Annotated in this window: 8 protein-coding genes; 2 read left to right on the forward strand and 6 right to left on the reverse strand. The window is 70.6% G+C overall.

Annotated features, from left to right (window positions below; translation table 11 throughout):
- Positions 1-74 precede the first annotated feature (74 nt).
- The 3 genes from AB0C69_RS34350 to cimA form a co-directional block, all read right to left on the reverse strand.
- Positions 75-443, reverse strand: coding sequence for a hypothetical protein (locus AB0C69_RS34350; RefSeq protein WP_345174842.1), 369 nt, complete (start codon positions 441-443; stop codon positions 75-77).
- Positions 444-683: 240 nt separating this feature from the next.
- Positions 684-962 (reverse strand): GNAT family N-acetyltransferase, encoded by a 279-nt coding sequence (locus tag AB0C69_RS34355; protein WP_360359212.1) that lies wholly within the window; start codon positions 960-962, stop codon positions 684-686.
- A gap of 38 nt (positions 963-1,000) precedes the next feature.
- A complete protein-coding gene (gene cimA / locus AB0C69_RS34360; protein WP_345174840.1) occupies positions 1,001-2,578 on the reverse strand; it encodes a citramalate synthase in 1,578 nt (525 codons plus the stop codon).
- A 375-nt stretch (positions 2,579-2,953) separates the two neighbouring features.
- Here cimA and AB0C69_RS34365 point away from each other — a divergent pair, with 375 nt between their 5' ends.
- Positions 2,954-3,193: a cold shock domain-containing protein gene (locus AB0C69_RS34365; RefSeq protein WP_345174838.1), complete on the forward strand. Its 240-nt coding sequence runs from the start codon at positions 2,954-2,956 to the stop codon at positions 3,191-3,193.
- A 77-nt stretch (positions 3,194-3,270) separates the two neighbouring features.
- Positions 3,271-3,840, forward strand: a complete 570-nt coding sequence (locus AB0C69_RS34370) for a hypothetical protein (protein ID WP_353835680.1) — start codon at positions 3,271-3,273, stop codon at positions 3,838-3,840.
- Between the two features lie 58 nt (positions 3,841-3,898).
- Here AB0C69_RS34370 and AB0C69_RS34375 read toward each other — a convergent pair whose 3' ends face one another.
- The 3 genes from AB0C69_RS34375 to AB0C69_RS34385 all read right to left on the reverse strand — a co-directional run bounded on the left by AB0C69_RS34375 (position 3,899) and on the right by AB0C69_RS34385 (position 6,916).
- Positions 3,899-5,002 carry a branched-chain amino acid aminotransferase gene (locus tag AB0C69_RS34375; protein ID WP_353835682.1) on the reverse strand — a complete coding sequence of 368 codons (1,104 nt, stop codon included), beginning with the start codon at positions 5,000-5,002 and terminating at the stop codon, positions 3,899-3,901.
- 164 nt (positions 5,003-5,166) lie between these two features.
- Positions 5,167-6,216 carry a 3-isopropylmalate dehydrogenase gene (locus tag AB0C69_RS34380; protein ID WP_360359217.1) on the reverse strand — a complete coding sequence of 350 codons (1,050 nt, stop codon included), beginning with the start codon at positions 6,214-6,216 and terminating at the stop codon, positions 5,167-5,169.
- Between the two features lie 58 nt (positions 6,217-6,274).
- Positions 6,275-6,916, reverse strand: coding sequence for a (2Fe-2S)-binding protein (locus AB0C69_RS34385; protein ID WP_360359220.1), 642 nt, complete (start codon positions 6,914-6,916; stop codon positions 6,275-6,277).
- Between the last annotated feature and the right edge of the window lie 741 nt (positions 6,917-7,657).

Genomic DNA, 7,657 nt, shown 5'->3' on the forward strand with positions numbered 1-7,657 from the left:
CCTCCCACTCCCCCCTAAATCTGGTACCCCCCCCCCGGGGGTGCGGTATGGGTCCCCCCCCCCCCCCCCCGGCGTCAGCCGGCGGGGGCCGGTTCGAGTCCGCGGCGCGCGGCCTGCCGCATCTGCCGGTTGAGCGTAGCGGTGATGAGCTCGATCGCGTCGGGAGTGGTGGCGTCCTGCGCGCCGCTGAGCCAGCGGGTCGCCTCCGCCAGCAGCTCGACGGCCGTGTGGTCGGCTCCGGCGTCGGCCATCCGCCCGAGGACGGCGCCGAGGCGCAGCGCGGCGTCGGCGCTCCCGGACTCGGCCGCCCGCCGGTACCAGCCGGCCGCCTGCTCCAGACGGCCCTCGCGCTCGTACGTCTCGCCGAGGCCGAACGCCACGTCGGCCCAGGTCCCGTCCGTGGGACGCCCAAGGTCCTCGGGGCTCCAGGGTCGGACAGGCATACGATCACTCCGGCGGGTCGGGTCGCAGGGACATCGGTTCACAGGGGACGGGGCTTGCGCGCACGTGCCGCGCAGAATGCCATAGTGGATCCTTCAACTGAAATCCGCTACCGGTTTCGCCGGTTTGGCGAACTTTCTGCGTGACCGTACCGATACTCACGGAAAGATCCCCGTTCATCCGAACGAACGGGCCGCTCCCCGTGTCCGCGAGCATCGGCGCGTTCCTTTAACGCGACGCGGCTAGCGCACCAGGCCATGGTAATCCGGGTGTCTGTCAATCCACTTCTTGATGAACGGGCACAGCGGGACGACCGAAAAACCCTTGGAGCGGACGTCGTCCAAGGCGCCGCGTGCCAGCGCACTGCCCACGCCCTTGCCCTCGAACGCGGAGTCGACCTCGGTGTGGGTGAAGACGACGGTGCCCTCTCCCCGTTCGTACTCGGCGAATCCGGCGAGGTCGCCGTCCACCCGGATCTCGTAGCGGCTCTGCTCGGCGTTGTCGCTGATCTCGGTGCTCATGCCCTGATAATGCCCGCGACCGCGCGGAGATTCCCGCCTCAGCCGGCCTCGTAGCCGGCGCGGAGCAGGCAGTAGGTGACAGCCTCCTCCAGGGCCTGCCAGGACGCGGCGATCACGTTGTCCTCGACGCCGACGGTCCCCCACTCGCGCTCGCCGTCGCCGGACTCGACGAGCACCCGGGTCCGCGCGTCGGTGCCGTGCGCGCCCTCCAGGATGCGGACCTTGTAGTCGACCAGCTCCAGCCGCGCCAGCTCCGGGTAGAGGCGGCCGAGCGCGAGTCGCAGCGCGTTGTCGAGGGCGTTGACGGGGCCGTTGCCCTCGCCGGTCGCGATGATCCGCTCGCCCTTGGCGTGCAGCTTGACGGTGGCCTCGCTGATCATGGAGCCGTCCGGCCGGCGCTCCACGATCGACCGCCACGACTCGACCTCGAAGTGCCGCTGCCGGACGCCGGTCAGCTCCTCGCGCAGCAGCAGCTCGAACGAGGCGTCCGCGGCCTCGAAGGTGTAGCCGGTGGACTCCAGCTCCTTCACCCGGGCCACGACGGCCTTGGCCTTCTCCCCGGACAGGTCGTAGCCGAGCTCGCGGCCCTTCAGCTCGACCGACGCGCGCCCGGCCATGCTGGACACCAGCATCCGCATGTCGTTGCCGACGGCGGCCGGGTCGATGTGCTGGTACAGGTCGGGGTCGATCTTGACGGCGGACGCGTGCAGCCCGGCCTTGTGCGCGAACGCGGACACGCCCACGTACGGCTGCTGCGAGCTCGGCGCGACGTTGGTGACCTCGGAGACGGCGTGCGCGATCCGCGTCATCTCGGCGAGCTGGGCGTCGGAGACGAGGCTCATGCCCCGCTTGAGCTGGAGGTTCCCGACGACGGTGAACAGGTTGGCGTTGCCGCTGCGCTCGCCGTACCCGTTCGCGCAGCCCTGGACGTGCGTCGCGCCGGCCCGGACGGCGGCGAGCGTGTTGGCGACCGCGCAGCCGGAGTCGTCGTGGCAGTGGATGCCGACGCGGACGCCGTGGCCGACGACCTCGTGCACGACCTCGGCCAGCTCGTCCGGCAGCATGCCGCCGTTGGTGTCGCAGAGCGCGACGACGTCGGCGCCCGCCTCGGCGGCGGTGCGGACGGCCTCCAGCGCGTAGGCGCGGTTGGCCTTGTAGCCGTCGAAGAAGTGCTCGGCGTCCAGGAAGACCCGTTGGCCCTCCGCACGCAGGTGGGAGACCGTGTCGCGGATCATCGCGAGGTTCTCCTCCAGGGTGGTGCGGAGGGCCAGCTCGACGTGCCTGTCGTGACTCTTGGCGACCAGGGTCACGACGGACGCGCCGGATTCGCGCAGAGCGGCGACCTGGGGGTCGTCGGCCGCCTTCACCCCGGCCCGGCGGGTCGCGCCGAACGCGGTGAGCTGCGCGTGCCTCAGGTCGAGCTCTGTTCGAGCCCGCCTGAAGAACTCCGTGTCCTTGGGGTTGGCGCCCGGCCAGCCGCCCTCGATGAAGCCGACGCCCAGGTCGTCCAGATGTCGCGCGACCGCGAGCTTGTCGGGCACGGAGAGGTTGAGCCCCTCCTGCTGCGAGCCGTCGCGCAGAGTGGTGTCGTAGACGTGGAACGCGTCGCCTTGCATGTGAGAACCCCCAGGGGGACCAGCGCCAGGACGCAAAAAAGACCCCTCACGGACGTGAGAGGTCTGCGCGCCGGCGGTGTCCCGTTAGCTGCCGGCGCGCCAGCCGATAATCACGAGGCTGTGGCGCATGATGCTCACAGTCTGCCACATGGTCCTCGGATCTTGGACATCCGTCTCAGATGCTGGGACGTCGCCACCGGACCCGCGACCACCCCGCCGCCATAACGCGACTTTCTCCCCTTGGAGTCCATTGCACAATAAAGAACGATTACCAATCAAAAGATGATGGCAATACATTCCTCACCCCGAAATGCACTTGCGCTTTCACGGTAAAAGGAATGAGGATCGCACTGTCCGCCGGAGAAGGGGGATCCGATGAGCGGCGAACCGGTCCGCGGGACGGTGGCGTCCTGGGACGACGATGCCGGGTGGGGGGTTCTGGTCTCACCCGACGTGCCCGGCGAGGTCTGGGCGCACTTCTCGGACGTGCAGGCCGAACCGGGTGCCTTCGCCTCGCTCGATCCGGGCGAGAGCGTGCTCTTCACCTGGGAGGAGGCCGAGCAGGACGGCTACGCCTACCGCGCGCTGTACGTGCGGTCGGTCGGCCGCGGCTGAGCACCCGGGCGGCGGGCTGACCGAAGCCGTCCACCCGACGTGGCGGACGGCGAACCTTTCCGAAGGGAATTCCTGGAATGCGCATGCACACATACGGCCGGGTCGCGGCCGCTTCCGGAACGGCGCTGGTGATGGCGCTCGGCACCGTGTCCACCGCGTCCGCCGCATCCGCCGCGTCCGCGGCCGGGCGTCCGGAACGCGCCGCACCCACCCATTACTTCACGTTCACGAAAAGCCGCCAGTCGTTCGTCTACCGCGACTCGGTCGGCCGGTTCCACGCGCAGGTGAACGTGGCCAGGCCCTCCAGGGGCTACCCGATGCCGTGGCTGTTCCAGATCACCAGTGCGAGGCTGCGGGCGATCGCGCGCAGCAGGGCCGTCTGCACGGCGACCGGGCTGAACGGCCGGTACCACGACCGGCACGTCGTCCCCGTCGGCTACCTCTGGCACTCCACGGTGGCACCCCACCGCGTCCGGAAGGTCTACACGCTCTCGGGCATCTGCACCTTCGCGGTGCAGGAGGGCGGCCGCCCCGGCCGCGCCTTCGTCGGCTTCTCGTTCAACTACGCCATCAACCCGTCCTCGCGGGGCGTGGGACCGGCGAGCAAGGGCCCGGTCGTCGAGACGTCCGTGCACATCCGCCACTGAGCAGCCCGGACCGGTCCGGCGGCGCGCCGCTGCGGGCGCGCGCCGCCGGCGCCGCCAGTCAGATGATCTTGTGGACCCAGCCGTAGGGGTCGGGACGGGTGCCGTACTGGATGCCGACCAGCTCCTGGCGCAGCCGCATCGAGATCTCGCCGGGCTCGCCGTCGCCGATCGTCCACTCGCGGTCCCGGCCCTTGACCCGGCCGACCGGGCTGATGATCGCGGCGGTGCCGCAGCCGAACACCTCGGTGATCTCGCCGGAGGCGCAGCCCGCCTCCCACTCGTCGATGCTGATCTTGCCTTCCTCGGTGGGCACGCCGAGGTCGGGCGCCAGCTTGAGCATCGAGTCGCGGGTGACGCCGGCGAGCAGGGTGCCGGTGAGCGCGGGGGTGAGCAGCCGGGCCTGGGCCCCGGAGCCGTAGACGAACATGAGGTTCATCGAGCCGACCTCCTCGACCCAGCGGTGCTCCACCGCGTCGAGCCAGACGACCTGGTCGCAGCCCTGCGCGACGGCCTCGGCCTGGCCGGCGAAGGACGCGGCGTAGTTGCCGCCGAACTTGGCCTCCCCGGTCCCGCCGGGCGCCGCGCGGGTGTAGTCCTGCGACAGCCACACCGAGACGGGCTTGATGCCGCGCGGGTAGTAGAGGCCGGACGGGGACGCGATGACCATGAAGAGGAACTCGTGGGCCGGGCTGTTGACGCCGAGCGCCCGCGTGGTGGCGAACATGAAGGGCCGCAGGTAGAGGCTGTGGCCCTCGGTGTCGGGCACCCAGTCCTTGTCGGTGCGGACGAGCGTCTCGACGGCGTCCACGAACAGTTGCTCGGGGATCTCCGGCATCGCCATCCGCCTGGCCGACCTGTTCATCCGCGCGGCGTTCATGTACGGCCGGAAGGTGACGATCGAACCGTCGGGCTGCCGGTAGGCCTTGAGGCCCTCGAAGAGCTCCTGGGCGTAGTGGAACACCTGCGAGGCCGGGTCCATCGGGATCGGCCCGTAGGGTTCGAGCTTCGCGTCGTGCCAGCCGCGCTCGGCCGAGTACCGGATCGTGACCATGTGGTCGGTGAAGTATCGGCCGAACCCGGGCTCGGCCAGGATCCGCGCGCGGTCCTCGGCGGTCGCGGGCCGCTCGGTGCGCGTGATCTCGAATTCCAGGGTGTCGCTCATCGCGGTCTCGTCCTCTCGCGGATGGCCCATGCGGCCCCATCGCCGCATCGGCTTCCTAGTCCCCATTGTCCTACTTCGTCTAGACCTGCTCCTCCACGCGGGCGCATACGGAAAACCGGGCGCGCCGCGAGGGCACGCCCGGTCTGGCCGGAGGCGGCGTGCCCCTAGCCGGATACTCGCTTGGCGATCGCGTCGCCGATCTGGGACGTGGACCGGGCGCCCAGCGCGGCGCGCTCGGCCAGGTCGTCCGAGACGGCCTGCTCGACGCGGCGGGCGGCCTCGCCCTCGCCGACGTGGTCGAGCAGCATGGCGACCGACAGGATCGTGGCGGTCGGGTCGGCCTTGCCCTGTCCGGCGATGTCGGGGGCGCTGCCGTGCACCGGCTCGAACATCGACGGCGCGGTGCGGTCGGGGTTGACGTTCCCGGACGCGGCGAGCCCGATGCCGCCGGCGATCGCGGCGCCGATGTCGGTGATGATGTCGCCGAACAGGTTGTCGGTGACGATGACGTCGTAGCGCCGCGGCTGGCTCACAAAGAACATCGTGGCCGCGTCCACGTGACAGTAGTCGGTCGTGACCTGCGGGTACTCCGCGGCGACCCGCTTCAGGGTCCGCTGGTAGAGGTCACCGGCGAAGGTGAGCACGTTGTCCTTGTGGACGAGCGTGAGCTTCCTGCGCGGCCGCGACGCCGCGACCTCGAACGCGTACCGGATGACGCGCTCGACGCCGTAGGCGGTGTTGACGCTCTCCTGCGTGGCGACCTCGTGCGGGGTGCCCTTGCGCAGGACGCCGCCGACGCCGGTGTACGGGCCCTCGGTGCCCTCCCGCACGACGACCATGTCGATGTCGTCCGGGGTCACGCCGGCCAGCGGGGTGCTGACGCCCGGGAACAGCTTCACCGGGCGCAGGTTGACGTAGTGGTCCAGCTCGAACCGGGTCCGCAGCAGCAGCCCGCGCTCCAGCGTGCCGCTCGGCACGCTCGGGTCGCCGACGGCGCCGAGCAGGATGACCTCCTGCTCGCGCAGTTCCTCCAGGACCGAGTCGGGCAGCGTCTCCCCCGTCCGGTGCCACCGCGCGGCGCCCAGGTCGTAGGAGGTCTGCTCGAACGTGAGGTCGCCGGACACGGCGTCGAGGACCTTCAGTCCCTCGGCGACCACCTCGGGGCCGATCCCGTCCCCCGGGATGACGGCCAGACGAATGCTGCGCGAAGCCATGCGCGCACTCTACTGCAAACGTCTCAGTGCTTGGGCTTTCGTCTCACATCGCGGGCATTCAGCGCCCGAGCCCGCAATCACCGCACATGCCGCCACCAGGGACGCGGTAATACAGGCAGCAATTGTTCCGGACGAACCCGCGCGGCCCGAAGGACCCGGCCCCGGCCAGCGGTTCCCGCGCGAGCAGCGCCCGCACGATCGCGGCACGCCCGGGATCGGCGGCCCCCACGTTCAGGCTCCCGGCGAGGGCCGATGCCGCGTTGCCCCAGACCAGCCCCTCCGCGAGCCTGACGAAGTCCAGCAGCGCCTCCCGCAGCGGCCGCAGCAGCCCGTCCACGACCATGGGATGGACGATCTCGACGGCCTCGGCCACGCTCCCGACGCGCCACCCTCGCACATCGGCGAGCCCCAGCATGATCGGCTCACCCGGCGCCCACCGCCACCGCACCCCCGAAAGATCGGGCACGACCCCGAGCGCCGCCGCGGCGACGACCGGCGACCAGATCCGCGCCGCGAGCCCCTGGAAGAGCAGCGAGGCCGCCACCCGGGTCTCATCGGTCCCGAGCCGCCCGGCATGGTCGCGGACGACCTCCCGCAGCCGTCCGGCACCCCCGGGAAACGCCTCCCAGCCGGCCTCGCCGGAGACCTCTTCCGCAACGAGCTCGAAATAGGGCCCAAGCCCGGCAACGCGCTCCAGCACGCTACGAACCTCGGCACTACTCACATCGCCCGCCACTCCCCCAGTCTCGCATCGGCGCCCGGGCGAGGCCCGCCCGGCCAGCGCCGCAACCACGCACGCCCTCAAGGCTCGCGATCGCGTCCAAGGCAGCTTCACGCAAGCGAAACCTGAGCGCGAAGCGGCTGCCTGGCACGACGTACCGAGGCTGACGGGTGCCCTCGGGCCATGGAGACGGCCGCGAGGCGCACCTGACTCGCTGACCGAATCCGCTACTGCCTCAGCCTGCTTCACTACCCCGGCGACAACCTCAGTGGTTGCGATTGCGTCCGAAGGCAGGTTCGAGCCTGCGAGAACCTGATCGCGCAGCGAGCCGCTAGGCGAGACGGAGCGATGCCAGCGATCGCCCTATTTCTTCGACGATGGAGGGCCCCTAGGCCCGAAGGAGGAGAAGAATTAATCGGCTCTTCTGTCCAGGGCCGTCTGCAGGGCGCGGGCGGCTTCTTCCTGGGCGTCGTCGGCGGGGGCGTTGTTCCGGGTCTCGTTCATGATGGAATGCTCCGATCGCTGGGCTGGTGGCCAGAGGGGCCGCCGGGGGGCCGTGGTTCGCACGGTCCGGTTCGGCATCGGACTCACGGCCAGGCAGAGCCTCCGCAGCGGGTGCCGGCCTGCCGCCGCATGATCCGGTCGCGCAGCGCGCCGCCGCCGTCGCCGGACGCGCCGAAGCCGATCTCGGTCGTGCCGGTGATCAGTTCCGAGCCGAGG

Source organism: Actinomadura sp. NPDC048032 (assembly GCF_040653175.1).
In the GTDB taxonomy this organism is placed as follows: domain Bacteria; phylum Actinomycetota; class Actinomycetes; order Streptosporangiales; family Streptosporangiaceae; genus Spirillospora; species Spirillospora verrucosospora.

What these genes read in the sequence shown, in the direction of transcription:
- AB0C69_RS34350 (WP_345174842.1), bottom strand. Translation starts at nt 443, where the DNA reads ATGCCTGTCCGACCCTGGAGCCCCGAGGACCTTGGGCGTCCCACGGAC.
- AB0C69_RS34355 (WP_360359212.1), bottom strand. Translation starts at nt 962, where the DNA reads ATGAGCACCGAGATCAGCGACAACGCCGAGCAGAGCCGCTACGAGATC.
- AB0C69_RS34375 (WP_353835682.1), bottom strand. Translation starts at nt 5,002, where the DNA reads ATGAGCGACACCCTGGAATTCGAGATCACGCGCACCGAGCGGCCCGCG.
- AB0C69_RS34380 (WP_360359217.1), bottom strand. Translation starts at nt 6,216, where the DNA reads ATGGCTTCGCGCAGCATTCGTCTGGCCGTCATCCCGGGGGACGGGATC.
- AB0C69_RS34365 (WP_345174838.1), top strand. Translation starts at nt 2,954, where the DNA reads ATGAGCGGCGAACCGGTCCGCGGGACGGTGGCGTCCTGGGACGACGAT.
- AB0C69_RS34370 (WP_353835680.1), top strand. Translation starts at nt 3,271, where the DNA reads ATGCGCATGCACACATACGGCCGGGTCGCGGCCGCTTCCGGAACGGCG.
- cimA (WP_345174840.1), bottom strand. Translation starts at nt 2,578, where the DNA reads ATGCAAGGCGACGCGTTCCACGTCTACGACACCACTCTGCGCGACGGC.